This window comes from Kribbella sp. NBC_00482, assembly GCF_036013725.1.
In the GTDB taxonomy this organism is placed as follows: Bacteria; Actinomycetota; Actinomycetes; order Propionibacteriales; family Kribbellaceae; genus Kribbella.
In genome coordinates, this window is sequence record NZ_CP107881.1 from 1,435,729 (window position 1) to 1,458,533 (window position 22,805).

At 68.4% G+C, this 22,805-nt stretch carries 28 protein-coding genes; 13 read left to right on the forward strand and 15 right to left on the reverse strand.

Features of this window, described 5'->3' with window-relative positions:
- Positions 1-97 precede the first annotated feature (97 nt).
- The 3 genes from OHB24_RS07205 to OHB24_RS07215 all read left to right on the forward strand — a co-directional run bounded on the left by OHB24_RS07205 (position 98) and on the right by OHB24_RS07215 (position 2,723).
- Positions 98-868, forward strand: coding sequence for a hypothetical protein (locus tag OHB24_RS07205; protein ID WP_327638157.1), 771 nt, complete (start codon positions 98-100; stop codon positions 866-868).
- Positions 869-1,011: 143 nt separating this feature from the next.
- Positions 1,012-1,980 (forward strand): tryptophan--tRNA ligase, encoded by a 969-nt coding sequence (trpS, locus tag OHB24_RS07210; protein ID WP_327638158.1) that lies wholly within the window; start codon positions 1,012-1,014, stop codon positions 1,978-1,980.
- On the forward strand, positions 1,977-2,723 hold the full coding sequence (locus OHB24_RS07215) for an endonuclease/exonuclease/phosphatase family protein (RefSeq protein ID WP_327638159.1): 747 nt from the start codon (positions 1,977-1,979) through the stop codon (positions 2,721-2,723). The genes trpS and OHB24_RS07215 overlap by 4 nt, the downstream gene beginning before the upstream one ends.
- Here OHB24_RS07215 and OHB24_RS07220 read toward each other — a convergent pair.
- Positions 2,709-3,611, reverse strand: a complete 903-nt coding sequence (locus OHB24_RS07220) for a TIGR03560 family F420-dependent LLM class oxidoreductase (RefSeq protein WP_327638160.1) — start codon at positions 3,609-3,611, stop codon at positions 2,709-2,711. The genes OHB24_RS07215 and OHB24_RS07220 overlap by 15 nt on opposite strands.
- A 4-nt stretch (positions 3,612-3,615) precedes the next feature.
- Entirely contained in the window at positions 3,616-3,972 is a 357-nt protein-coding gene (locus OHB24_RS07225; protein WP_327638161.1) for a winged helix-turn-helix transcriptional regulator, read from the reverse strand.
- A 50-nt stretch (positions 3,973-4,022) separates the two neighbouring features.
- On the opposite strand from OHB24_RS07225, the gene OHB24_RS07230 reads away from it, so the two are divergent.
- On the forward strand, positions 4,023-4,454 hold the full coding sequence (locus OHB24_RS07230) for a PPOX class F420-dependent oxidoreductase (protein ID WP_327638162.1): 432 nt from the start codon (positions 4,023-4,025) through the stop codon (positions 4,452-4,454).
- 1 nt (position 4,455) lies between these two features.
- Here OHB24_RS07230 and OHB24_RS07235 read toward each other — a convergent pair whose 3' ends face one another.
- From OHB24_RS07235 to OHB24_RS07245, 3 genes are all read right to left on the reverse strand, one after another.
- Entirely contained in the window at positions 4,456-5,028 is a 573-nt protein-coding gene (locus tag OHB24_RS07235; protein ID WP_327638163.1) for a hypothetical protein, read from the reverse strand.
- Positions 5,029-5,139: 111 nt separating this feature from the next.
- A complete protein-coding gene (gene proC, locus OHB24_RS07240) occupies positions 5,140-5,943 on the reverse strand; it encodes a pyrroline-5-carboxylate reductase (RefSeq protein ID WP_327638164.1) in 804 nt (267 codons plus the stop codon).
- 28 nt (positions 5,944-5,971) lie between these two features.
- Positions 5,972-6,877 (reverse strand): proline dehydrogenase family protein, encoded by a 906-nt coding sequence (locus OHB24_RS07245; protein ID WP_442913952.1) that lies wholly within the window; start codon positions 6,875-6,877, stop codon positions 5,972-5,974.
- A 112-nt stretch (positions 6,878-6,989) separates the two neighbouring features.
- On the opposite strand from OHB24_RS07245, the gene OHB24_RS07250 reads away from it, so the two are divergent.
- The 5 genes from OHB24_RS07250 (at position 6,990) to OHB24_RS07270 (ending at position 10,803) form a co-directional block, all read left to right on the forward strand.
- Positions 6,990-8,024 carry a DUF695 domain-containing protein gene (locus OHB24_RS07250; protein ID WP_327638166.1) on the forward strand — a complete coding sequence of 345 codons (1,035 nt, stop codon included), beginning with the start codon at positions 6,990-6,992 and terminating at the stop codon, positions 8,022-8,024.
- Between the two features lie 89 nt (positions 8,025-8,113).
- Positions 8,114-8,752 (forward strand): nucleotidyltransferase domain-containing protein, encoded by a 639-nt coding sequence (locus OHB24_RS07255; protein ID WP_327638167.1) that lies wholly within the window; start codon positions 8,114-8,116, stop codon positions 8,750-8,752.
- A complete protein-coding gene (locus OHB24_RS07260; RefSeq protein ID WP_327638168.1) occupies positions 8,749-9,159 on the forward strand; it encodes a hypothetical protein in 411 nt (136 codons plus the stop codon). The genes OHB24_RS07255 and OHB24_RS07260 overlap by 4 nt, the downstream gene beginning before the upstream one ends.
- 85 nt (positions 9,160-9,244) lie before the next feature.
- Positions 9,245-9,751 (forward strand): SigE family RNA polymerase sigma factor, encoded by a 507-nt coding sequence (locus tag OHB24_RS07265; RefSeq protein WP_327638169.1) that lies wholly within the window; start codon positions 9,245-9,247, stop codon positions 9,749-9,751.
- A gap of 11 nt (positions 9,752-9,762) precedes the next feature.
- Positions 9,763-10,803 carry a hypothetical protein gene (locus OHB24_RS07270; RefSeq protein ID WP_327638170.1) on the forward strand — a complete coding sequence of 347 codons (1,041 nt, stop codon included), beginning with the start codon at positions 9,763-9,765 and terminating at the stop codon, positions 10,801-10,803.
- A gap of 202 nt (positions 10,804-11,005) precedes the next feature.
- Here the strand turns inward: OHB24_RS07270 and OHB24_RS07275 are convergent, their stop codons facing one another.
- The 7 genes from OHB24_RS07275 to OHB24_RS07305 are packed head-to-tail and all read right to left on the reverse strand — an operon-like array spanning position 11,006 to position 16,489.
- Entirely contained in the window at positions 11,006-11,986 is a 981-nt protein-coding gene (locus tag OHB24_RS07275; protein ID WP_327638171.1) for a VOC family protein, read from the reverse strand.
- Positions 11,987-12,041: 55 nt separating this feature from the next.
- Entirely contained in the window at positions 12,042-12,779 is a 738-nt protein-coding gene (locus OHB24_RS07280) for an ABC transporter permease (protein ID WP_327638172.1), read from the reverse strand.
- The gene (locus tag OHB24_RS07285) at positions 12,776-13,498 is read right to left on the reverse strand and encodes an ABC transporter ATP-binding protein (RefSeq protein WP_327638173.1); all 723 of its coding nucleotides are present in this window, start codon (positions 13,496-13,498) and stop codon (positions 12,776-12,778) included. Before OHB24_RS07285 ends, OHB24_RS07280 begins: the two co-directional genes overlap by 4 nt.
- 42 nt (positions 13,499-13,540) lie before the next feature.
- The gene (locus tag OHB24_RS07290; protein WP_327638174.1) at positions 13,541-14,110 is read right to left on the reverse strand and encodes an HD domain-containing protein; all 570 of its coding nucleotides are present in this window, start codon (positions 14,108-14,110) and stop codon (positions 13,541-13,543) included.
- Complete coding sequence (locus tag OHB24_RS07295) at positions 14,110-14,700, reverse strand: TetR/AcrR family transcriptional regulator (protein ID WP_327638175.1); 591 nt, start codon at positions 14,698-14,700, stop codon at positions 14,110-14,112. The genes OHB24_RS07290 and OHB24_RS07295 overlap by 1 nt, the downstream gene beginning before the upstream one ends.
- Positions 14,697-15,560: a sugar phosphate isomerase/epimerase family protein gene (locus tag OHB24_RS07300; protein WP_327638176.1), complete on the reverse strand. Its 864-nt coding sequence runs from the start codon at positions 15,558-15,560 to the stop codon at positions 14,697-14,699. The genes OHB24_RS07295 and OHB24_RS07300 overlap by 4 nt, the downstream gene beginning before the upstream one ends.
- The gene (locus OHB24_RS07305; protein WP_327638177.1) at positions 15,557-16,489 is read right to left on the reverse strand and encodes a Ppx/GppA phosphatase family protein; all 933 of its coding nucleotides are present in this window, start codon (positions 16,487-16,489) and stop codon (positions 15,557-15,559) included. The genes OHB24_RS07300 and OHB24_RS07305 overlap by 4 nt, the downstream gene beginning before the upstream one ends.
- An 86-nt stretch (positions 16,490-16,575) precedes the next feature.
- Here OHB24_RS07305 and OHB24_RS07310 point away from each other — a divergent pair, with 86 nt between their 5' ends.
- Positions 16,576-17,316, forward strand: a complete 741-nt coding sequence (locus OHB24_RS07310; RefSeq protein ID WP_327638178.1) for a hypothetical protein — start codon at positions 16,576-16,578, stop codon at positions 17,314-17,316.
- Here the strand turns inward: OHB24_RS07310 and OHB24_RS07315 are convergent.
- Entirely contained in the window at positions 17,309-18,262 is a 954-nt protein-coding gene (locus tag OHB24_RS07315; RefSeq protein ID WP_327638179.1) for an NAD-dependent epimerase/dehydratase family protein, read from the reverse strand. The genes OHB24_RS07310 and OHB24_RS07315 overlap by 8 nt on opposite strands.
- 69 nt (positions 18,263-18,331) lie before the next feature.
- Between OHB24_RS07315 and OHB24_RS07320 the strand changes: the two genes are divergently transcribed.
- The 3 genes from OHB24_RS07320 to OHB24_RS07330 all read left to right on the forward strand — a co-directional run bounded on the left by OHB24_RS07320 (position 18,332) and on the right by OHB24_RS07330 (position 19,839).
- Positions 18,332-18,964: a VOC family protein gene (locus tag OHB24_RS07320; protein ID WP_327638180.1), complete on the forward strand. Its 633-nt coding sequence runs from the start codon at positions 18,332-18,334 to the stop codon at positions 18,962-18,964.
- Positions 18,965-19,025: 61 nt separating this feature from the next.
- Positions 19,026-19,376 (forward strand): ArsR/SmtB family transcription factor, encoded by a 351-nt coding sequence (locus OHB24_RS07325; protein ID WP_327638181.1) that lies wholly within the window; start codon positions 19,026-19,028, stop codon positions 19,374-19,376.
- Positions 19,363-19,839, forward strand: a complete 477-nt coding sequence (locus OHB24_RS07330; RefSeq protein ID WP_442913953.1) for an SRPBCC family protein — start codon at positions 19,363-19,365, stop codon at positions 19,837-19,839. Before OHB24_RS07325 ends, OHB24_RS07330 begins: the two co-directional genes overlap by 14 nt.
- Here the strand turns inward: OHB24_RS07330 and OHB24_RS07335 are convergent.
- Both OHB24_RS07335 and OHB24_RS07340 read right to left on the reverse strand, forming a co-directional pair.
- Positions 19,836-21,224: a WS/DGAT/MGAT family O-acyltransferase gene (locus OHB24_RS07335; RefSeq protein WP_327638183.1), complete on the reverse strand. Its 1,389-nt coding sequence runs from the start codon at positions 21,222-21,224 to the stop codon at positions 19,836-19,838. The two genes, OHB24_RS07330 and OHB24_RS07335, sit on opposite strands and share 4 nt — an antisense overlap.
- A 127-nt stretch (positions 21,225-21,351) precedes the next feature.
- A complete protein-coding gene (locus OHB24_RS07340; RefSeq protein WP_327638184.1) occupies positions 21,352-22,776 on the reverse strand; it encodes a beta-N-acetylhexosaminidase in 1,425 nt (474 codons plus the stop codon).
- Between the last annotated feature and the right edge of the window lie 29 nt (positions 22,777-22,805).

Here is a 22,805-nt window from a genome sequence, read left to right on the forward strand (position 1 = left end):
CAATTTCTGGCCCGATCGTGCCGCCGGCCGACTGCGGACAGTGAGATCCGGACTTGCGAGTACGAGCGCTGGCGTCCAGGCTTCTCCGGTGAGGCAAATGAAACCGAACCGGCGGCAGATCTTTACGGTAGGAGCCGCGGCCGCGGCTGCCGCCACGGTCGCCGCCTCGACAGAAACCGCAACCGCCACCACAACCTCGGGTGATTCCACGGAGTTCGCGGTGACGACGTCGTCGTCCACCGGTCCGTACGGCTCCGGCGTACTCGGCTCCTGGGCCGGCGCCCAACGCGCGATCTCCACGCCGGCGCAGATCCAGCACACCAGGGCCGCCAACGGCGTCTTCATGTTCGGCGACAGCATCTCCGTCCAGGACGGCAAGTCGCTGGCGATCAGGCTCCAGGGCCGCGACGGCAGTCCCCTCGCCGTGCACAACTGGTCCAGCCGGCCCACGTCCGGCGCGGTCGACGCGCTGCAGCAGTGGGCGTCGACGTACGGCCTGCCGCGGCGGATCCTGATGGCGAGCGGGTCCAACGACATCTTCGACCCGCCGAAGTTCGCGGCCCAGGTGGCCCGGGCGATCAGCATCGTCGGCCAGAACCGGACGCTGTACTGGGTCAACATCCAGGTCGTCCGCAAGAGCGTGACCTCGACCGTTCAGCTCGCGGATCAGCGCAACAGCTCGTGGCTCAACATGCAACTGTACGACCAGCAGGAGAAGTACCCGAACCTGAAGATCATCCGCTGGGCCGAATGGCTCTGGGTCAAGCCGTACCGGCTGCTCAACTACCTGCGCGACGGCGTGCACCCGACGGTGCCGCTGGGCCAGGACGCCCGCAACGAGCTGATCGTCCAGTCGCTGGTATCCTGACCACGTGAACACGAACTTGCAGCTGTGGTGGGCCGTCTAGGGCGGTCCACCCGGCGTGTTCGCACGCAACCACGAGGCCGTCTCGCCGAGGCGGCCTTTTTCATGTCCTCGGTGGGGCCTCCAACCACCGAAAGGGCACGATCATGACCTCGCTTTCCGGCATCACCCCGTCCGGCCGTCTGACGCTGGGCAACCACCTCGGCGCACTGCGCCGGTTCACCGACCCGGACGGGTTCTACTTCGTCGCGAACCTGCACGCGATGACGACCAGGCACGATCCCCGAAGACTCGCCACTCTGACCCGCGAGTTCGCGACGCTGATGCTCGCGGCCGGTGTCCCCGAAGGCTCAGTCTTCATCCAGTCCGACGTACCCACGCACGCCCAGCTCGCGTACCTGCTGGAGTGCACGTCGTACGTCGGTGAGCTGTCCCGGATGATCCAGTACAAGGAGAAGGGCAACGGCCGCCCGATGACACGGGCCTCGCTGTTCACGTACCCGTGCCTGATGGCCGCGGACATCCTGCTGTACGGCGCGGAACGGGTCCCGGTCGGCGGCGACCAGGACCAGCACGTCGAGCTGGCCCGGGACATCGCGATCCGGTTCAACCGCGAGTACGGCGAGACGTTCGTCGTACCGCAGCTCAACAAGGCGGCGCTGGCGACACGGGTGAAGGACCTGGCGAACCCGACGGCGAAGATGAGCAAGTCGGACGCCGACGACGCGGTCGGGACGATCCGGCTGCTCGACCCGCCGGACGTGATCCGCCGGCAGATCATGCGCGCCGTGACGGACTCGGACACCGAGGTCCGCCACGACGAGGCGGCCAAGCCGGGCATCACCAACCTGCTGGAGATCCTCGCGGCGTGCACCGACGGCGATCCGGTCGAGCTCGCGAAGGCCTACGCGTCGTACGGCGCGCTGAAGCAGGACGTCGCGGACGCGGTCCTGGCCGTCATCGAGCCGCTGCAGAAGGAGTACGCGCGCCTCACGACCGACCCGGGAGCGATCGACAACCTGCTCGCGCAAGGACGCGACCGAGCCCTCGAGGCGAGCACTCCCCGACTCCAGGCGGCGACCCGGGCGATGGGTTTGGCAGGATCTACTCCATGAAGATCCGCGCCGCCACGTTCAACATCCGCAATTCCTCCGCACCCGACGGCGACAACGCCTGGCCGGTCCGGCGGAAGGCGGCGGTGGCGGCGATCGAACAGCTGGACGCGGACGTGGTCGGGCTGCAGGAAGTGCTGCCCGACCAGCTCGAGTACCTGCGCTGGCGGTTCCCGAAGTACGAGATCGTCGGCGCCGGCCGGGACGACGGCATGAACGCGGGTGAGCATGCGGCCGTCCTGGTCCGGCCCGGCGACTGGCGGGTCGAGCGCCAGGAGACGCGCTGGCTGTCCGACGACCCGGGGACGCCGGGATCGATCGGGTGGGACGCCGACCTGACCCGGGTCGCGACCCTGGTCTGGCTGCGGCACCGCAACGGTACGACGGTCGGCGTCGTCAACACGCACTACGACCACGCGGGCGAGGTCGCGCAACTGCAGTCGTCGCGGCTGATCGCCCGCTGGATCTCCGGATCGATCCCGTGGATCGTGATGGGCGACCTGAACGCGACGCCGGACTCTCCCCCGGTGAAGACGCTGGTGGATTCCGGCCTGCGGATCGCCGTACCGATCGGGGCGGGCGGCAGCTGGCACGACTTCACCGGCGCCGTCGACGACGACCGCATCGACCACATCCTCGTCACCTCGACGTGGACCGTGACCGACGCAGCCGTCTCGCACTACCGTCCGGACGGGCGGGTGCCCAGCGACCACTGGCCCGTGGTCGCGACCCTAGATCTTGGCTAGTACCTCTTCACGCAGCCGCTCGAGTGCGTCGAAGCGCCGGTCGCCGTCGCCTAGGAACGCGTCGGGGACCAGCAGCTCGTTGATCCCGGCCGCCGGGTACTGCGCGACCACGTCGAGCACCTCCTGCGCCGATCCCATGATCACGTGCGCACCTCGACTCTCCAGCCGCTCCTTGCGCTCGATCGCCTCGGTATCGCCCGGTACGACGACCTCCACGAACGTCTGCGCGGAACGCCGTACCGTCTTCGGATCGCGCCCCACGCGCTCGCAGTGCCGAGCGAACACCTCACCCTTCTGCGCGGCGAGCTCCGGGCGTCCCCAGTGGTTCCACTCGTCGGCGTACTTCGCAACGATGCCGAGGGCAACCTTTTCGCCGGAGGCCCCGATCAGGATCGGGAGGTTGGCCGGCTTCGGCTCACAGGGTGCTTCGGTGAGCTGGTAGTACTTGCCGTCGAACGTCGTCCGCTCCTGGGTGAGCAGGCCCTTGATCACCTGACAGGCCTCCTCGAAACGCTTGAGGCGCGGGCCGATCGGCGGCAGCTCGATGCCGTACGCCTCGTGCTCGTTGACCTGCCAGCCGGCGCCGATCCCCAGCACGAAGCGGCCGTTCGCCATCTGGTCGATCGTCGCGGCCGCGTTCGCGACCACGGCCGGATGCCGGTATGTGTTCCCGAGCACCATCGAGCCGACCCGCAAGCGCTCGGTCCGCGCGACGACGCCCGCGATCAGCGCCAGTACCTCGTTGACCGGGACGCTCAGGTCGTCCCCGTTCTGCATGAAATGGTCAGCTATCCACACACCGTGCCATCCGGTCCGCTCGGCGTACTCAGCACCTTCGAGCACGCCCTGCCAGGTCCTGGACGCCGCAGGCCACAAAGAAAAGTCCATACGGTCATCCTGCCTCTTGGGCCGCGAGGACCGCGTCTCCGTTCTCCTCTGCCCACTCTGTGAGCAAGCGGACCGGGCCCATCAAGGTGCGGCCGAGGTCGGTCAGGTCGTACTCGACGCGGGGTGGGACGCCGCCGTGGTCGGTCCGCGTGACCAGGCCGTTCGCCTGCAGCCGGCGAAGCGTCTGGGTCAGGACCTTCTTCGAGATCCCGCCGATCAGCTCGATCAGCTCCGAGTGCCTGCGGGCGTGGTCGTTGAGGCCCCACAGGACGACGACGGCCCACTTGTCCGCGATCACCTCGACCGCGAGACGGGCCGGGCAATCGGCCAGGAAGACATCGCCAGGTTCTGCTCCATGCACAGCGGTCAGGGTACTCAGAGGTTCCCACGGCGCTGTCTAGCGTCTGCTCCATGAACCTTCCCGAGAGCACCTACCGGCTCTTCGACGAGCCCAAGGACGTCACGCTGATCACCATCGACCCGGACGGGTCGCCGCACGCCGCGATGGTGTGGGTCGGGCGGGACGGTGACGACCTCCTGATCGGTGTCGAGGAGAAGCACCGCAAGACCCGGAACCTGCGCCGCGATCCACGGGTGACGCTGGTGATGGAGGACGACCGCCCGAGCCAGCGGGGGCTGACGCAGTACCTGGTCGTGCGGGGTACGGCGACACTCGACGGGCCGGGAAGTCCGCAGTACAAGGGGTTGATGGACCGGCTGACGCGGAAGTATCTCGGCCGCGACGAGTTCCCGTTCGGCAACGAGCAGGTGTACGCCGGAGCGACCGTCGTACGGATTTCCGTCGAACGCGTGACCGGTGAAGGACCTTGGGTCGCCAGATGACTCAGATGACGATGTGCCAGCGGAGCAGGAAGGCGCCGATGGAGAGGACGACGTAGAGCAGGACGAGCAGGGTGCCGATGCCGGGGCGCGGGCGGTGGCGCTGGACCTTCTCTTCGAGGGACTGCTCGCGCAGCACCTCCATCACCGCGGCGACCTCGGCGGTGCGGTCCGTGGGGATGCCGTTGATCTCGTGCTCGTCCGGGCCGCGGGTCAGTACGACGTTGTCGTCGCCGACCTCGATCTTGCCGACGTCCTGCCAGGCGAGGCTGCGGATCAGCATGCTGGTGCGGGCCTTGAGGCCGCTCGGGAACAGCTCGACGCGGTACAGCACGACGCCGCCGGCGACGCGGACGACCGACGCTCCGATGATCGTCAGCAGACCGACCGCGAGCATGTCGCGGGCACCCATCCACAGCCACGAGTTCAGCGCCGGTACGACGACGAACGGCAGCACGAACAGCGCCCAGGCCCACCACGGCGCCGGGTCCAGCGGCACGCGCCACGGTAGCGGCGGCACCTCGCGTTCCTCAAGCTGCGCAGGCGTGGTCGCCGGCTCGACCGAACCTTTACCCATGGGCGGACTCATATCCCTCGAACATGGCAGGAAACCTCGGCGCCCCAACCATAACGCCACCCACGCGACAGGTGTTATTCGGCAGGTTGCGTGAACAGTTGCGGGCGAGTGTTACTCGGCGGCCAGGTCGCGGGAACGGTTGCGGGCGGCCTCGATCGCGGACAGGAACGCGGCACGGACCTTGTGGTCCTCGAGTTCGCGGACCGCGGCGGCCGTCGTACCGCCCGGGGACGTCACGCGCTCCCGCAGTACCGTCGGGTGTTCGCCGGTCTCGCGCAGCAGTTTCGCGGATCCGACCACGGTCTGTACGACGAGTTCGGTCGCCGTACCGCGCGGCAGGCCCATGTGGACGCCGGCCTCGATCATCGACTCGACCACGAAGAAGATGTACGCCGGACCGGAGCCGGAGATCGCGGTCACCGCGTCCTGCTGCTTCTCCGGCACCCGGATCACGCGACCGGTCGCGGCGAGCAGGCTCTCGGCCAGCTCGAGGTGGCTCTCGTCGCAGTGCGCGCCGCGGGAGATCGCGGCCATGCCCTCGTCGACCAGAGCGGGCGTGTTCGGCATGACGCGTACGACGGCGACGCCTTCAGGCAGCCGCGACTCGACGAAACTGGTGGTGATACCGGCCGCGAGCGAGACGACGGTCTGGCTCGGCTGCACGGCCGGGGCGATCTCGGCGAGCAGATCCGGCATGTCCTGCGGCTTCACGACCAGGACCAGCGTGTCGGCCTGCTTCGCCGCCTCGATGTTGGACACGACATCGACGCCGTACCGCTCGCGCAGTTCGGCGGCGCGTTCCTCCCGGCGCTCGGTGATCAGGAGGTCCTCCGGTCGCCGTCCGGCCCTGATCAGCCCGGACAGCAACGTCTCCCCCATCACTCCGGCCCCTAGAACGGCCACCTTGTTACTCATGTCCACAGGTTAGCCGGGTCGGTCGATCCTATTTCTTGCTGATCAAGGAGCGGGCGAAGAACTGCAGGTTGGCGGGGCGCTCGGCGAGGCGGCGTACCAGGTAGCCGTACCAGTCCTCGCCGTACGGGATGTAGACGCGGACCGTGTGACCCAGACCGGCCAGGCGGAGCTGCTCCTCGGGGCGGATGCCGAACAGCATCTGGTACTCGAAGCTGCCCGGTTTGCGGTTCGCGCGGTCGGCCAGCGCGCCCGCGATCGAGATCAGCCGCGGGTCGTGCGACGCGATCATCGGGTAGCCCTCGCCGTTCATCAAGACCTTCATCGCGCGGACGTAGCCCTTGTCGACCTGGCGCTTCTCCTGGAACGCGACCGACTCCGGCTCCTTGTACGCGCCCTTGCACAGGCGGACGCGGGATCCGGCGTACGCGAGGTCGCGGCAGTCGGACTCGGTACGGCGGAGGTACGCCTGCAGGACCGCACCCGTCTCCGGGAAGTCCTGGCGCAGCTCGCGCAGGATCCCCAGCGTGGAGTCGGTCGTGGTGTGGTCCTCCATGTCCAGCGTCACCGTCGTACCGGCGTTGCGGGCGGCGAGGCAGATGGTCCGCGCGTTCTCCAACGCGATCTTCTCGCCGTCCCCCGGGAGCGCCTGGCCGACGGCGGACAGCTTCACCGACACCTCGGCGTACTTCGTCAGGCCGGCGGCTGAGAGCTTCCTCAGCAGGTCCAGGTATGCGTTGGCGGTCGCGGACGCCGCGGCCTGGTCGGTGACGTTCTCACCGAGGTGGTCGAGGGTGACGTTGAGCCCGTTGCTGACCAGCTTCTCGGTGGCCAGCACGGCCTCCGGAGCGGTCTCTCCGGCGACGAACCGCGCGACGATACCGCTGGATACCGGCATCGCCGACACGGCCTTCTTGATCTGGGGGCTGCGGGACATGCCCAGCAGGATTCGCCGAAGCACTACGTGTTCCTCCTCGTCAACCCAGCCAGGTCACAGTTACTGCCGGTGCTGTCCATCGTCGCACCCCTGGTTGGGAGAAGATGCGGCCATGCCCATCTTCAAGCGTCGCCGCCGGAACGCCGTGGAGGCCGACCCGATCGGCGCGTTCTGGTCCTGGTGGTCCGGCTCCGGCGCCGCGAGTGTCGCGGACGCCGTCGCCCGCCGGGAGCCGACCGACGCGAACGCGGAACTGAACGAGCGGGTCGCCCGCATCCACCCCGACCTGGAGTGGGAGCTCGGCCCCGGGCTGCACGCCCAGCACGTGCTGATCGTCACCGCCGCCGGCAACCCGGAGCAGCGTGCGGTCGCCCGCCGCTGGCTGCGCGCTGCCCCGCCGTCGGACCAGGCCTGGGAGTACGCCGACCTGCGCCGGCCCGGGCCCGCGGTGACGATCCAGTTCGAGGGGCTCCCGCCGGTTGCGGTCGACGAATCGGTGGTGTCGATCGAGCCGGATTCGGCTTCGGTGCATGTCGGCGTACACCATCCTGTTTTCTCGTCGCTGTCGGTGGATGTGCAGCGGCGGGTGACGTTCCTGATCCTCGATCTGGTGCTCGGCGAGGAGATGGTGGAGACGTGGGTCGGTGCGATCGACACGCTGGACGCTGCTCCGGTCGACGCCCTACCGGTGATGGAACTGTTGCCTGCGGTGGCTGGATTTGCCGCCGAGCACACGCTCGAGGACGGTAGTCCGGCGTGGAAGATGCTGGAGGGTACGCGCGACGGGCAGCGCGTGATCGCGACGGCTGAGTACCCGTTGCGCTCGATCCGCCGGCCGCACCTCGATACGCATGTTGCGGTCGCGATCCACTATCCCGTGGTGCGTGACGACGGTCTTCCCGAGTCCGAGATGCTCGACGAGCTCCGGGCGTTCGAGGACCACCTCACCGACCGCCTCGGCGGCTCCGGCAACCTCCTCGCCCACGAAACCTCCGCCGGCACCCGCATCCTGCACTACTACACCGACGGCACCACCCCCGCCGACGCCCAACTACAGGCAGCCACCACCGGCTGGCCCCACGGCAAAGTAACCCTCACCACCACCCCCGACCCCGCCTGGCACAACGTCGCCCACCTCTCCGGCTGATGTGATCCACCCGGCTGCGCTGTGGAGCAATACGCACCATACTGCCGGCATCGGTAGAATTGTGCTGGTATCGGCACTATAGTATTGCGATGGACATGTCCCGACCCATCAGCACCGTGATACCGACGCTCGATGGTCCGGTGCTGGCAGTGCTGGCCCGGACCTCCAAGCCGCTGACCGGCCGGAAGGTCCACCAGTTGGCGGCCAGCGGGAGCGAGACCGGGACGCGCAAGGTCCTGCGCCGCCTGGCGAGCACTGGGCTGGTGACCGCGTCGGAGGTCGGTAGTGCAGTCCAATACACACTGAACCGCGAGCACCTGGCTGCGGCCGCTGTGCTGGAGCTCACCGCGCTGCGGCAGCGATTGTTCCAGCGGATCGGCGAGGTGATCGAGCAATGGCCGCAGCAACCCGTCCATGCGAGCGTGTTCGGCTCGACGGCCCGCGGTGACGGGGATCTGCGCAGTGACGTCGATCTGCTCCTCGTTCACCAGTTCACCGATGACCCGCCAGACAGCTGGGTCGCCGATGTCGACCTACTCGGCGACCAGGTCTTCGCATGGACTGGCAATCACCTGCAGATCTACGATCTCAGCGAGAGCGAATTCACCGATCACCTCCGTGTCGGCGAGCCCATCGTCGACGACTGGCTGCGCGATGCCTTTACGGTCTACGGGCCAGATTTCCGCAACCTGCGCAACCGGATCGTTCAGCAGGTGATGCCGCGATGAACCCGACCGGCAGAGCCCAGGAGTGCAACCGGGCCCAGGCAGCCGTCCGGCTCAATCAGGCGCGGGCGTTCCTCGAGGTCGCCGAACTCGTCGGCGCCGAAGACGATGAACTGGCCAACGACAATGTGGCGGCCGCCTTGGCTGTACTCGCCGGCATCGCCGCCGCCGATGCGGCATGCTGTGGCACCCTAGGTCAGCGATCGCGCGGCCAGGACCATCGACAGGCAATCCAGATGGTCGCCCAGGCGGGCCCGGACGGCAAGGCATTGTCCCAGGCGCTCCGACGACTGCTCGACATCAAAGACGGCGCACACTACGGGATGATTTACGTCGGAGCCGCCAAGGCCAAGGCCGCGATCCGGAACGCGAGGACGCTGGTCGACGGCGCCGCAAAGCTACTCGTGTAAGCCCGAACCGCGTGAACCTGGGCTGGATGCAACCTGGGCGTTCCGGGCTTCCGTCTTGAGGGGGAGATGGAGAGTGGAGGCTGGGATGGTGGAGCGGGACCGGGAGTTCGTCGAGTTCGTCGAAGGGGCGGGGGCTGCCCTGCGGCGGACGGCGTTTCTGGTGTCGGGTGATCGGCACCGGGCAGACGACGTCGTCCAGGACGCGCTGTACAAGCTGTACCTGGCCTGGCCGAAAGTACGGCGGGTGAGCAACCCGTTCGCCTACGCGCGCCGGATGGTGGTGAATGCGGCGTACGACGGGAAACGGCGGCCGTGGCGGCGGGAAGTGACGATCGCCGACGTACCGGACCAGGTCGGGTACGACGACTTCACGGCGGGGCATGCCGAGCGGGACGAGGTACTGGCTGCGCTGCAGTCGCTCGGGCCGCGGCAACGGGCGTGCGTCGTACTGCGGTACTACGAGGACCTGTCCGTCGAGCAGACCGCGGAGATCCTCGGCTGTTCCACGGGCACCGTGAAGAGCCAGGCGGCACGAGGCCTCGACACTCTCCGACGAGCCATTGACCAGCGGCGGGCGAGCCGGGCGCTGTGAAGGAGAACGAGATGGAAGACGTACGAGAGGTCAGCGCCGCACTCCACCGACTCGCCGAGTCGGAGGGGATGGATCCGCTGGACACGACCCTGCTGCTGGAGCGCGGCCGCCGTGGCAGGCGGCGCCGGAAACTGATCGGTACGGGCGGGGCGGTCGCGGGTGTCGCGGTGATCGCCCTCGGCGCGAGCCTGCTGCCCAACCTGAGCTCGGCCGGCAACCAGCCCGGAGTTGCGGGCGATCAGGCGGCGAACTCGCAGTTCGGCCCGGTACCGGGCATCCCGCGCGGCGAGGCGTCCGCGGACCAGCGGATCACGCACGAGGAGGCCGAGCGCCGCTGCGCCCTACGAAACCCGGAGGAGACCCGAAAGCTCGAGGGCATGGGTACGGCGCGGGCGGGACACATGGCGATGTACGAGTTCAAGGTCGGCGCGAAGGGCACCACCTGCATCGTCCCCGGCGGCGACAAGCCGTCGGCGGCGCTGGTCGCGGCGGCGGCGAAGGATCCGCTGCCGAAGAGCACCGCGGACAAGCTGCGGAACTGTTCCGTGCTGGCCTGGATCGACGTGACCGGCTGGCAGGTCGTCGCCTCCGACGAGTCGAAGGTGCTCAACGAGGCCGCCCTGGTCGCGATCTCCCCCACCGGACACAAGGTCGTCGAGTGCGAACTGTCCGGGGACAAGACCTTCAGCGGCGAGCGCGAACGGAATACGACGTTCGCGACGCTGACCAAGCTCGGCAGTGACGACCCGGTGCTCAACCCGGCCGACAAATCGGCCCGTGCCGACATGTACGAGGCCGCCGGTGGCGGCGGGGGTTGCACGGCGGGGACCTGCACGAAGTACGGGATGACCGGCTGGGGCCGGGTCTCCTCGAAGGCCGCCGTCACGGTCCGGGTGCGGATCGGGAACGGACCGGTCTACCAGGTCCCGGTCGGCGAAGGCGGCTGGTTCGCGTACACCTGGACGACGACCAAGTCGGTGTTCAAGCTGAAGGACCAGCCGAAGGTCGCGGCGTACGACCGGGCCGGAAAGGTCATCAAGGTCTTCGCGTAACGACGATCGCTATCAACCAAACGGCTGTGTCGCTGGTCTCACCCATCAAGCTTCGAAGGGGGAGACATGAGCAGGATGCGCACAACCTTGACCTTGCTCGCGGCGGCCGGCCTGGCCGCCGCGAGCGCTCGGTAGCGGCCGGCGGTGACCAGACACTGCAACGGCTGACGGCATCAGCCCGATGGCCGTTGCTGTGGTCGGTTCATTCGCCCTTGTAGCAAAGGCAGAACGGGTGACCGGCGGGGTCGGCGTACACGGGGCAGCTGCCGCCCTGCGGTGGTAGCAGAGTTCCTCCGAGCTCGAGGGCGAGGCGTTCTTTCGCGGTCCGGTCGTCGAAGCCGATGTCGAAGTGCATCTGTGGCGGGTATTCGGAGTCGGGCCAGCGTGGTGGTTGGTAGTTGGGGACGCGCTGCAGGGCGATCATCGGGAGCCGGTCGTCGTCGCGGCCGATCACGATCCGGTCGGGTGAGTCTTCGACAATTCGGGGCATGTCCAGCAGGCCGCCCCAGAACCGGGCCAGCGGCGGTGGATCGGCGCAGTCGATCACGACGCGGACGAGGGTGCCGAGTCGGTCCGTGGGTTCGGTGAGGCCGGGGTAGAGGCAGAACGGATGGCCCACCGGGTCGGCGTACACACGCCAGCCGGGGAAGTCCTCCAGCTGCGTCGCTCCGTGCTCCAGCACCGAGCGCTCGGCGGCGTCCAGGTCGGCGACGAGTACGTCGAGGTGGATCTGCGTCGGGTGTGCCGGGTCGCGCCAGCGTGGAGGGTGCATCCGGCCCTCGCCTGGCCCGATCCGTCCGTGGGTGAGCATCGTGTAGAACGCGCGCAGCTCGTCGGCTCGCTCCTCGGGGCAGCCGACGACGACCCAGAATCGTCCGTCCTGCTCGTCGGAGTCGACCGACGTACCGACAACCTTGGCGGCCTCGTCGAGCACGACGCTCACGAACGCCTGTCCACCGTTGCCCTCCAGGACGACGCGGATCATGTGATCGTTGACCTGCCGCGCACTGCTCACCGCCCGGTCCGAACCCGCGAGCTCCTCCACACGCGGCCGCCAACTCTCGGCGATCCACGGCCCTGGATCCCATCCGCCGAGACCGCTGACCGCGTTCGCCGCTGGCACGTCACCCTGTTCCAACGCGTCGACCCACCGGCATGCAACTTCAACGAGGTCCTGAGACATCTCCGCAGTCTCACACCCGGCGCGCCACCCGCTCAAGGCTCGGCCGCCTTGAATCTTATGTGGTGCGGCGTTTGAGGGTTGCTGCGCCTAGGCCGAGGGCGGCGAGGATGAAGGCCAGTACGACCAGGGTGTCGACGCCTGTGCCGGTGGTGAAGCCGTTGCCCTTGGCAACTCCTAGTACTGCGTCGACCGCATAGGACAATGGGAGTACGTCGCTCACGGCGTGCAGGACTGTGGGTAGTTGATCGCGTGGGACGAGCAGGCCGCACAGCAGGATCTGCGGGATCATCACGGCCGGCATCATCTGTACGGCCTGGAACTCGGTTGCCGCGAAGGCGCTCGCGAACAGGCCCAGCGCCGTACCGAGCACGCCGTCGAGGACTGCGACCACGCCGAGCTGCCAGGCGGCGCCCTGGATGTCCAGATCCAAGAGGTACAAGGCGATCGAGACCACGGCGAGTGCCTGGACGACGGCGATCAGGGCGAACGCGAGCGCGTATCCGAGCAGGAAATCCAGCTTTCCCATCGGCATCGTGAAGAGCCGGGAGAGCGTCCCGCTCGACCGCTCGCGCAAGGTCGCGACCGACGTGACGACGAACATGATAATCGACGGGAAGACTGCGAGCAGCGGACCGCCGACCCGGTCGAAGACCATCGGGGAGTCGGTGAACATCCACCACATCAGGCTGACCAGCAGGGCCGGCAGCACGATCAGCATCGCCACCGTCCGGTGGTCCCGCCGGAGTTGGGCCAGGACTCGAGCGGCTACGGCAAACGTCACTCGCGGGGTCATCGCGCACCAGCCTTCCGGTCGATCAGGGTGAGGAACGCCTGCTCGATGTCGCTGGTCCCCGCCGACAGGAGCAGGTCCTGAGGCGTGTCGTCGGCGAGCAGTTCACCGTCCCGCATCAGCAGGAGACGATCGCAGCGTGAGGCCTCGTCCATGACGTGACTCGACACGAGCAGCGTCGACCCGGCCTCGGCGAGCTGGTGAAAGAGGTTCCAGAGATCACGGCGCAGAACGGGGTCCAGGCCGACCGTTGGTTCGTCCAACACCAGCAGCTCCGGACTACCGAGCAGTGCGGCCGCAAGCGACGCGCGGGATCGTTGACCGCCGGACAGTTGATCGACGCGGGCGTCCGCGTGCGACGTGAGATCGACCGCTTCGACGACTCGCTCCACGTCGGACGATGGGACCCCGAGAACCGCCGCGAAGAAGCGCAGGTTCTCGGTGACGGTCAGATCGCCGTACACACTGGGCTCCTGCGTCACGTAGCCGATCCGGCCGCGCAGCTTCGGCGCGCCGGCCGGTAGCCCGAGGACCGAGACGTCGCCGGTCACCCGTGCCTGCAGGCCGACGATCGCGCGGATCAGCGTCGTCTTGCCGCAGCCGGACGGCCCGAGCAGCCCGGTCACCGACCCGGCCCGGAGGTCGAACCCGACCCCGTGCAGGACCTCCCGGTCGCCACGCACCACGACGACGTCGCGGCAGCTCACAGCGTTTTTCATCATGTGATGAATTTAGCGCGTACGTCGTTCCATGGCAACAGCTCGTTAGACGATGGTGTAGCCCGTGTCCCGACTCAACCCGGCCAGTGACGGGTCGCCGTACCGGTCCCGGAGAACAGCGAACCTCTGCACCTTGTCTGTGCCGAATCGGCTGGCTTCGGCGGCGTAGGTGTCGCCGGTGAGGAAGACCGGCGGGAGTCGCTTGCTGTGGAACTTGTCGGCGTACATGACCAGTTCCTCCTCCGGCGTCCGCGGCAGGTAGTCGTCGACCGGGATCGGCAGCGACTGCCGCACCACGTCGTCGCGCGTGATCCCGACACCGGTATGACACGACGCAAACCGGCAGAGCTCGACCGGGAAGCCGAGGGAGGCCAGCAGTTCGTGCCCCAGTACGCCGTGCCGGACGTACGCCGTCGACTCCAGGCGATACACCCCGATGTCGTGGAGCAGCGCGCCCGCACGCACCAGGTCGGTGTCGATGTCCACACCGGCGAAGAACTGTTCCGCGATCGAGCACACCAGGCGGCAGTGCTCATGGACGAGCTCGAACGCGTCGCGGCTCGGCGCGTACTCCCGGTGCAGCGCACGGATCTCGCCGTCGGTCGGGATCTCCATCAACCGGTCAGATGCAGCTGAAGGACCGGCGCCAACCGGTCGATCAAGGTCTCGACGTCGATGGACGCGACCGGTTCGAGCCCGACCAGGTACCGGACGATCGCGGCTCCGACCAGTTGCGAGGCGACCAGGCCGACCCGCAGCTGCGCGTCGGGTACGTCGAGCACCTGGGAGACGGGCTGGATGATCATCTGGGTGATGCCTTCGCGCATCATCCGCGCCACCTCGTCGCTGGTGACGACGCTGCGGAACAGTGCCTTCATCCGCTGCTGACCGTCGGGCGACTCCCAGACACCGAGAAAGACGGTGGCGATCCGACGCCCGATGTCCTCCAGAGGTCCGTCGACGATCTGCGCGGCGATCCGGCGCGGGTCGACCGGGATCGCCATCGCCTCGATGAACAGTTCGTCCTTGCTGTCGAAGTAGTGGTGCACGAGGGCCGCGTCGACCCCGGCCCGGCGTGCGACGGCGCGGATCGAGGTGGCCGCGAATCCCTTGTCCGCAAAGGATTCCCGGGCGGCCTGCACGATCTCCCCCCGGGTATCCGGTCCCCCTGGGCGGCGTCCCGGCGTACGGCCGGTAGCTGTCACGGAGTCAGCTCCGAGATCTCACCGTCCGGGGTGACCGCGAACGACGTACGCCGCGACCGGGAGGCTCCAGACCGGACGAAGTGCTTGCGGGTGAACTCCAGCGACTCGACCAGGTCGACCTCACGCTCGGAGCGGCTGGTCGCGCGGCGGGTGTTGATCTCGATGATGATGTGGCCGCGGAAGTCCTGCTGCGCGAGGACGCCGAGCAGGTCCGCGGCGCGTTGCGTGCCGCGACCCGGGACCAGGTGCTCGTCCTTCGCGGAGCCGGTGCCGTCGGTCAGATGCACGTGGGTCAGGCTCTTGCCCATCGTCGCGGCCAGCTCGACGCAGTCCTGCTCGGCGGTGGACGCGTGCGACAGGTCGAGGGTGGTGTGCGCGTACTCCTGCTCGGTCGGGTCCCAGCTCGGCGCGTACGCCTGCAGGTCTCTGCCCGGTGCGCGCCACGGGTACATGTTCTCCACCGCGAGCGTTACGCCCGTCTGCTCCTCGATCCGGGCGACCCCCTCGACGAACCCGCGCGCGTAGTCCCGCTGCCAGCGGAACGGCGGGTGTACGACGACCACGTCGGCGCCGAGCTCCCTCGCGGCCTCGGCGCTGCGCTCGAGCTTGCTCCACGGGTCGGTCCCCCAGACGCGCTGCATGATCAGCAGGGTCGGGGCGTGGATCGCGAGCACCGGCAACTGGTGGTAGTCGATCAGCCGCTGGATCGCGTCGATCTGGGTGCTCAGCGGATCGATCCCGACCATCACCTCGACACCGTCGTACCCGAGCCGGGCGGCCAGCTCGAAGCCGCTCGCGGTCGACTCTGGATAGACGGAAGCTGTGGACAGGCCGATCTTCGCGGCCGTACGGGGGTTCACCGGGGTTGCAGCTGGTCGAGCCGGGACAGGATCACGCCTTCGCGGAGGGCCCACGGGCACACCTCGAGCGCGGGCAGGTCGAAGAGGTCCATCACGGCGTCGGCGACCAGCGCGCCGGCGGTCAGCTGGGACGCGCGGCCGGCCGAGACCCCGGGCAGGGCCGCCCGCTCGGCAGCCGTCATCTTGATCAGCTTCGGGATCCACTCGTTCAGGTCGTCGCGGTTCAGCGTGCGCGGCACGTAGGGTCCGTCGGCGGACGGGGCCGCGCCGGCGAGCCGGGCCAGGGAACGGAACGTCTTGCTGGTGGCAACCGAACGCTGCGGCTTACCCGCCCGCAGTACCGGACCGGCGACCGCGGCCAGCTCCATCCGGATCCGGCGACGCAGCGCCCGGACCTCGTCCTTGTTCGGCGGGTCCGCGGTCAGCCCCTCGCGGGTCAGCCGGCCCGCGCCGAGCTGGACCGACTCCGCCACGGTCGGCTGCTCGTCCGATCCGGCCGCGATCTCGAGCGAGCCGCCGCCGATGTCGAACACCGCCAGGCGCCCGGAGGACCAGCCGAACCAACGCCGTACCGCCAGGAAGGTCAATCGGGCCTCGACCTCGCCGGTCAGCACCTCGAGGTTCACACCGGTCTCGTCGCGGACCCGGCCCAGCACCTTCTCGCCGTTCGGCGCCTCGCGGAGCGCCGAGGTCGCGAACGCGAGCACCGACTCGCAGCCCTTGTCCTCGGCCAGCTCGACCGCTTCCTTGGTGAACGCGACCAGCCCGTCGGCACCGGACTGGTCGATCTTGCCGTCCTTGTCCAGGTGCTCGGCCAGTCGCAGCTCGATCTTGTGCGAGTACGCCGGCAGCGGCGCGGCACCGCGATGCGCGTCCACCACGAGCAGATGGACGGTGTTGGATCCCACGTCGAGTACGCCGAGCCGCATACCCTCACGCTACTGGACAACCGGAGTATCCACTGTTCTGGAGTCGTCGTTCACGGATCGCCGGGTCCTGCGCGTACGCTTTCCAGGTGCCTGAGGTTTCTCTCGATTTTCCCCGTGCCTGGGTCGAGTTCACCGACCCCGCCGACTCCGACCAGGTCTTCCGCTGCGACCTGACCTGGCTGACCTCCAACTGGTCCTGCATCTTCGGCGGTGGCTGCCAGGGGATCTACAAGGGCCGTCCGAACGACGGCTGCTGCACCCTCGGTGCGCACTTCTCCGACGCCGACGACGAGAAGCGGGTCAAGAAGTACGTCAAGGAGCTCGGCAAGGACGACTGGCAGTTCCGCAAGGAAGGCCGGGGCAACGGCTGGGTCGAGACCGACGACGAGGGCGAGCGCAAGACCCGGGTCTGGGAGGGTGCGTGCATCTTCCTGAACCGGCCGGGGTTCGAGGGCGGCGCCGGGTGCGCACTGCACGGGCTGGCGCTGAAGCGCGGCGTGCATTTCGTCGAGACCAAGCCGGACGTGTGCTGGCAGCTGCCGATCCGGCGGACCTTCCGCGAGGTGGAGCGGCCGGACGGGTCGACGTACACCGAGGTCGGCATCGGGGAGTACGACCGGCGCGGCTGGGGACCGGGCGGACACGACCTGGACTGGTACTGCACGGGCAACACCGAGGCGCACATCGCGGTCGAGCCGGTGTTCGAGTCCAGCAAGGTCGAGCTGCAGACGCTGATGGGTCTCAAGGCGTACGACGTACTCGCCGACCTGTGCCGCCAGCGCCTCGAGGCTGCGCGCCCGTTGCTGCCGCACCCCGCCTCTAAGTAGCGATCTTGCCGTTGTCGACGAGCCAGCTGATGCCGGACAGGGCTGCCTCGAACGCGGAGTAGCGCGGACGGAAGTCGAGCAGCCTGGCGGCCTTCTCCATCGAGCAGTGGGGGCTGTGTTCGACGTGGTCCCAGGTGGCGGCCGCGTCCTGCTTGGACAGCTGTTGCTGCAGCTGGCCGATCGGGAGGAAACCGAGTCGGGACGGCCGGCCGAACCAGTCGGCGACCGCGTGGGCGTACCCGCGCAGGGTGATCGCGTCACTCGCCACGGCGTGGAAGCTCTCGCCGATCGCGGTCGAGCGACTCGCGATCGCGGCCAGGAACACGCCCGCGACATCGTCGGCATGGACCGGGTTGAGCGTCTCCAGGCCGAGGTTCGGCAGCAGGACGTCCTGGCCCTGGGCGAGCTTCTCGTAGACGGCGAGGCCGAAGTTGCCGGCCGGGTTGACCGGCGTCCAGCCGGGGCCGCAGATGTGACCGGGATGGACGATCGTGACCGGGAAGCCGTCACGGCGGGCCTTGGCGAGCAGGTAGGCCTCGATCGCGGCCTTCTGTACGCCGTAGTCGCCGAACGGCTTGCGCGGTGCGTCCTCGCGGGTCGGGACGCTCATGCTCGGGCCGTGGACCCAAACCGTGCCGCAGTGCAGCAGGTGCTGGATCTTCCCTTCGACCGCCTCGGCGAGCTGCCGGGCGCTGTCCTCGGTGAAACAGATCAGGTCGATGACGACGTCCGGGTTCAGGTCCGCGACCCGGCGGCCGAAGGTCCCCGCGGCGTCTTCCGCGTTCCGGTCGACCTGGACGAACTCGACGGTCTTCCAGGTCCCGTCCGAGTGGTACGGCGTACGCTCGCCGCGACTCAGCACCGTGACGTCGTGTCCGAGCCGGATCAGGCGCGGGACGAGATAGGTTCCGATGTGACCGGTACCGCCGATGACGACTGTGTGCATGACACCTCACAGTAGTCCGACACACCCTGGGTAACACGAGTGTCGGTGGAGGGCGTAAGAATGACAGGCATGCGTCTGGATCATCTGTCGTACGCGTGCGGGCCTGATGGGTGCCGGGCGACCGTCGAGCGGCTGTCGGCAGCGCTCGGGGCGGAGTTCGTCGACGGTGGGGTGCATCCGCGCTTCGGCACGGTGAACCACATCCTCCCGCTGGAGAACGATCGGTATATCGAGGTGGTCGACGTGCTCGACCACCCGGCGTCGGACAAGGCGCCGTTCGGGCAGGCGGTGCGCGCCCGCAAGGAGCTCGGCGGCGGCTGGCTGGGCTGGGTCGTGGCGGTCCGCGACATGGAGCGGATGGAGACGCGCCTCGGCCGGCAGGCGGTCCCCGGCAACCGGCACCGCCCCGACGGGCTGAACCTGACCTGGCGGCAGATCGGCGTGAAGGGCTTGATGGCCGACCCGCAGCTGCCGTTCTTCATCCACTGGGACGACCTCGGCGAGCACCCGTCGATCGGCGGCAAGGACATCAAGCTCTCCGGCCTGGAGATCGCCGGCGACCCGACCCGGGTCACCGACTGGATCGGTCACCCTGCCGACCACCTCCTCGACGACCTCGACGTCGCCTGGGTCGGCCCGAACGGTCAGCCCGGCCTGGTCGCCGCCGTCTTCAGCACACCGAACGGGATCGTTCGGCTGTAACCCCTCGTAAATCCGTCGTACTGCTTGACCTGTGGTTCACGTAGGCCTAACGTACAACCAAATGGTTGTAGATGAAGAAGTGGTCGATCGACTGCTCCACGCATTGGCCGACACGACGCGGCGCGACATCGTGCGGCGGTGCCTGGTCGGCGAGGCATCGGTGTCGCGGCTGGCCGAGTCGTACCCGATGAGCTTCGCGGCCGTGCAGAAACACGTCGCCGTACTGGAACGGGCCGGGCTGGTGAGCAAGGAACGCAGTGGCCGCGAGCAACTCGTGCGGACCGACGTCGACGCCGTACGGCGGGCCAGAGACGCCCTCGACCAGCTCGAGGCGACCTGGCGTGGACGTGTGGACCGGATGTCCGACCTATTGACCGAGAGGACTGAGGACGATGAGCGTGACCAGCGTTGACAAGGATCTCGACGCACTGACCCTGACCCTGATCGCCGACTTCGACGCGCCGGCCGAGCGGGTGTGGGACCTGTGGGCCGACCCGCGCAAGCTCGAGCGCTGGTGGGGACCGCCGACGCATCCCGCGACGATGGTCGATCACGATCTGACGCCGGGCGGTGCGGTCACGTACTACATGACCAGCCCGGAAGGCGAGAAGTACCACGGGCGGTGGAACATCACTGCTGTCGACGTACCGACGTCTCTGGAGTTCATCGACGCCTTCGCGGACTCCGACGGGAAGCCGGTCGACAACATGCCGGCCAGTACGACGCAGATGCAGCTCAGCTCGCACGACGGGAAGACCCGGATGGAACTGCGGGCGGTGTTCGACTCGCGGGAGCAGATGGATCAGCTGCTCGGAATGGGGATGGACGAGGGGCTCAAGCTGGCGGTCGGGCAGATGGACGCGTTGCTGGCTTAGTGGATGTTCTCGAGGTCGGCAAGTGATGTCTCGAGGTGGGCGAGCATGCGTTGCAGGTGCGGGACGGTGCGGCGGCAGCCGATCAGGCCGAAGTGGAGTTCGTGGGCGTAGCTGGTGACGCTGATGTTCAGGGCCTGGCCGTTGAGGACGATGCTCGCGGGATACAGGCCGAGCAGGCGGGAGCGGTTCCAGTAGAGCGGGCTGTCGGCGGGGCCGGGCACGTTCGAGATGACCACGTTGTACGGCGGCGTCGTATGAGCGGCGACGCCGGGTAGGACCGCGGCGGGGCCGGCGACACCGAAGCCGAGGGCGCCGACGATCAGGTTCTGCAGCGGGCTGAGATCGGACAGGACGCGCTTGCCGTGCGCGGTCGATGCCATGATCCGGCGGATCCGGCGCTCCGGATCCGCCTGGTCGGTGGCGAGGTCGGCGATCAGCGTGGCGAGCGAGTTCCCGCCGCCGGGCGCGTCGTCCGACGTACGCAACGAGACCGGCACCATCGCCGTCAGCGCCTTGTCCGGCAGGGCGTCCAGCTCGAGCAGATAGTTGCGCAGGGCCCCTGAACACATCGCCAGCAGTACGTCGTTCAGCGTCGCGCCGGTGATCGCCCGGACCTTCTCCAGGCGTTCGATCGGCCACGACTGCGCCGCGAACCGCCGCGCGCCGGTGACCGGCTGGTTGAAGATCGTCCGCGGCGCCTGGAACGGCATGGTCGAGTGCAGCAGGCTCTTCACGCCGGCCAGCGGGAGACCGGCCAGCCCGGCGGCCGTCTTCAACGCGTCACCCGGCACCTTGGCCATCGCCTGCAGCAACCCGGTCTCGGGTCGCGGCTCTGCGACCTTCGGCGGCAGGGCGTACGTGGCCGGCATACCGGTGCGGGTCGGGTCGGTGGTGAGGGTGTCCTGCATCCAGCGCAGCGCGGTGACGCCGTCGATCATCGAGTGGTGGATCTTGCTGTAGATCGCGAACCGGCGGCCCTCGACGCCCTCGATCAGATGCATCTCCCACAGCGGGCGGTGCCGGTCGAGGAGCGTCCCGTGCAGGCGGCTGGTGAGCTCGAACAGCTCGCGGTACCGGCCGGGACGGGGCAGGGCGGACAACCGGACGTGGTACTCCAGGTCGATCTCGTCGTCCTGTTCCCAGGACCAGTAGCCGAGGTCCACCGGCCGGTTGCGAACCCGGCGCGCGAACAGCGGATTCACCTCCGGCGCCGCGACCATGTCGTGGTACAGCCGCGACACGAAGTCCCGCGACGACTCCGGGAACACGTGATCCCGGCCGGCCCCTTCCGGGAGCTCGAACAGCATCAACCCACCGACATGCATCGGCTGCTCCCGCGACTCCCCACCCAGGAACATCGCATCCAGCGGCCCAACCGCGGTCATGTGCGCGCCTCCGCTCCCGACCCGGACCTTCTGACGGTTCATCGTTCGTCAGACAGGGCCGGGCCGTCTACCCCACCTAACAGGGCTAACGGAGATTTTGTTATCCCCTCAGGTACCTGGGGCCGTGTCAGTCGAGGGGGCGATAGTTGACGCCGAGGTTCTCGATGCGGGTCAGGTGGGGGCGGAGGCGGGTGAGGAACTCTTCGTACGAGACCTTTGGGGAGCCCCAGGCGCGTTCGGCGAAGGCGGACAGGCGCGGGAGGAGCATGTAGCCGACCTGCTCCGGGCCTTCCATGTACTCGGTCCAGATCTGGCACTGGGTCCCGACGATCAGCGCCTTCTCCTCGTCGGACAGCGCCGCCGGGATCACCTCGAAGTCGTACACCTTCTCCAGCGGGATGTCGCCGCCGATGGCGAGCGGCTCGGTCGCGGGGTCGCCCTGGTAGTAGTCGAAGTACACCGACTCGCACGGCGCCATCACGACCTCGTGCCCGGCCTTCGCCGCGACCTCGCCGCGCTGCGCACTGCGCCACGCCATGATGACCGCGTCCTTCGGGCAGTCGGTCTCGACCATCTCGTCCCAGCCGACCAGCCGGCGCCCTTCCTCGGCCAGCACCTCCGCGACCTGCGCGGTGAACCAGCCCTGCAGCTGCCCCGGCTCGTCCAGCCCGAGCTCGGCCTGCCGCTTCTGCGCCGCCTCCGACTCGGCCCACTGCACCGACGGGCACTCGTCGCCGCCGAGGTGGATGTACGGCGACGGGAAGATCTCCAGCACCTCACGCAGCACGGTCTTGACGAACTCGACGGTCGCGTCGTTCACGTTCAGCACGTCGTCGCTGATGCCCCAGTACGGACGGACCGTCAACTGCTGGTCCGGGTGGTTCCCGAGCTCCGGGTACGCCGTGATCGCGGCCTGCATATGACCGGGCAGGTCGATCTCGGGTACGACGGTGATCCCGCGCTCCGCGGCGTACGCGACGATCTCGCGCAGGTCGTCCTTGGTGTAGAACCCGCCGTGCGGCGTGCCGTCGTACTCGAACTCCTGCTGACCGTGCGACATCTTGCCGACCATGGTCTCGGCCCGCCACGAGCCGACCTCGGTGAGCCGCGGGTACGCCTCGATCTCGACCCGCCAGCCCTGGTCGTCGGTGAGGTGGAAGTGCAGCACGTTCAGCCGGTGCAGCGCGAGCACGTCGATGACCTTGAGGACGAACTCCTTCGGCATGAAGTGCCGCGCGACGTCGAGCATCATCCCGCGCCAGCCGAACCGCGGCGCGTCCTCGACGTGCGCCAGCGGTACGGCGACCTTCCCGTTCTCAGCCGGCTCGGCGGCCTCGACCAGTTGCGCGTACGTCGTCTCCGCGTGCCGGAGCGCGTCCTCGGAGCCGGCCGTGAGCCGGGCGCCGTCGGCGCTGACGTCGATGCGGTACTCGTTCGGGTCGAGGTTCTCGACGACGTCCCGGACTGCTTCACCGACCGGGTCGGCAGTGATCCACCGGCCTTCGTCAACGGTGAGTTGTCGCGGGGCAGGGACGATCGCGATGTCGGACATCGGGACTCCAGGGAGCGCAGGTCGATTTA